Genomic DNA, 1388 nt, shown 5'->3' with positions numbered 1-1388 from the left:
ACGCGCGAGATCGTCTCCCTCGGATCACTCGAACACCCCAGGGCAGAGTTCGAACTCGCCGCCGGCGGCGAGTTCGAACTCTGCCCTGGGGTGTTCGAGTGATCCGAGGGAGACGATCTCGCGCGTGAAGAGGCCCGAGAGGGTCCATTCCGCGAGGACGCGCATCTTGCGGTTGAAGGTGGGGACCCGGCTGAGGTGGTAGATGCGGTGCATCAGCCACGCCGGGTACGCCTTCAGCTTGCGGCCGTAGACGTGGGCGACGCCTCGGTGGAGGCCGAGGGAGGCGACGGAGCCGGCGTAGCGGTGGGCGTACTCGGTGAGGACGCCCCCGCGGAGGGAGGCGGCGAGGTTGTCGGCGAGGACCTTCGCCTGGCGGACGGCGTGCTGGGCGTTGGGGGCGCATTCGTGGCCCGGCTCGGCGGCGGTGATGTCGGGGACGGCGGCGGCGTCGCCGGCGGCCCAGGCGTGTTCGACGCCCTCGACGGTGAGGAAGGAGGTGCAGCGGATGCGGCCGCGGTCGTTGAGGGGCAGGCCGGAGGCGGCCACGATCGGGTGCGGTTTGACCCCGGCGGTCCAGACGACGGTGCGGGTGGGGAAGCGGGAGCCGTCGCTGAGGACGGCCACGCGGTTCTCGCAGGACTCCAGGCGGGTGCCGAGGCGGACGTCGATGCCGCGGCGGCGCAGCTCGCGGACGGTGTAGACGCCCATCTGGGGGCCGACCTCGGGGAGGATGCGGTCGGTGGCCTCGACCAGCACCCACTTCATGTCCTCGGGCTTGATGTTGTGGTAGTAGCGGGCGGCGTAGCGGGCCATGTCCTCGAGTTCGCCGAGCGCCTCGACGCCCGCGTAGCCGCCGCCGACGAAGACGAAGGTGAGGGCGGCGTCGCGGAGGGCGGGATCGCGCGTGGAGGAGGCGATGTCCATCTGCTCGATGACGTGGTTGCGCAGCCCGATGGCCTCTTCGACGGTCTTGAAGCCGATGCCGTAGTCGGCGAGGCCGGGGACGGGGAGGGTGCGGGAGATCGAGCCGGGGGCGAGGACGAGTTCGTCGTACTCCACCTCCACGGGACCGCTGCCCTCTTCGGCGGTGGCCAGGGTGGTGATGGTGGCCGTGCGCTTGGCGTGGTCGATGTGGCGGGCCTCGCCGCTGATGATGCGGCACTTGTCGAGGACGCGGCGCAGCGGGACGACGACGTGGCGGGGGGAGATGGATCCGGCGGCCGCTTCGGGGAGGAAGGGCTGGTACGTCATGTAGGGCTCGGGGGTGACCACCGTGACCTCGGCTTCTCCGGGCTTGAGCCTCTTCTGGAGCCGGAGGGCCGTGTACATGCCGACGTAGCCGCCGCCGATGACGAGGATGCGGGTCGGGGCGTCCTGCGGGCGGGGGG

At 71.3% G+C, this 1388-nt stretch carries 1 protein-coding gene; it reads right to left on the bottom strand.

Going from position 1 to position 1388, the window contains the following annotated elements:
- Positions 1-24: 24 nt before the first annotated feature.
- The gene (locus tag EF903_RS32575) at positions 25-1359 is read right to left on the bottom strand and encodes an NAD(P)/FAD-dependent oxidoreductase (RefSeq protein ID WP_399422209.1); all 1335 of its coding nucleotides are present in this window, start codon (positions 1357-1359) and stop codon (positions 25-27) included.
- Positions 1360-1388: the final 29 nt, after the last annotated feature.

Source organism: Streptomyces sp. WAC05292 (assembly GCF_003949955.1).
Lineage (GTDB): Bacteria > Actinomycetota > Actinomycetes > Streptomycetales > Streptomycetaceae > Streptomyces > Streptomyces globosus.
The sequence above is the reverse complement of the archived record's forward strand: the minus strand, read 5'-3'. Positions and strand labels throughout refer to the sequence as shown.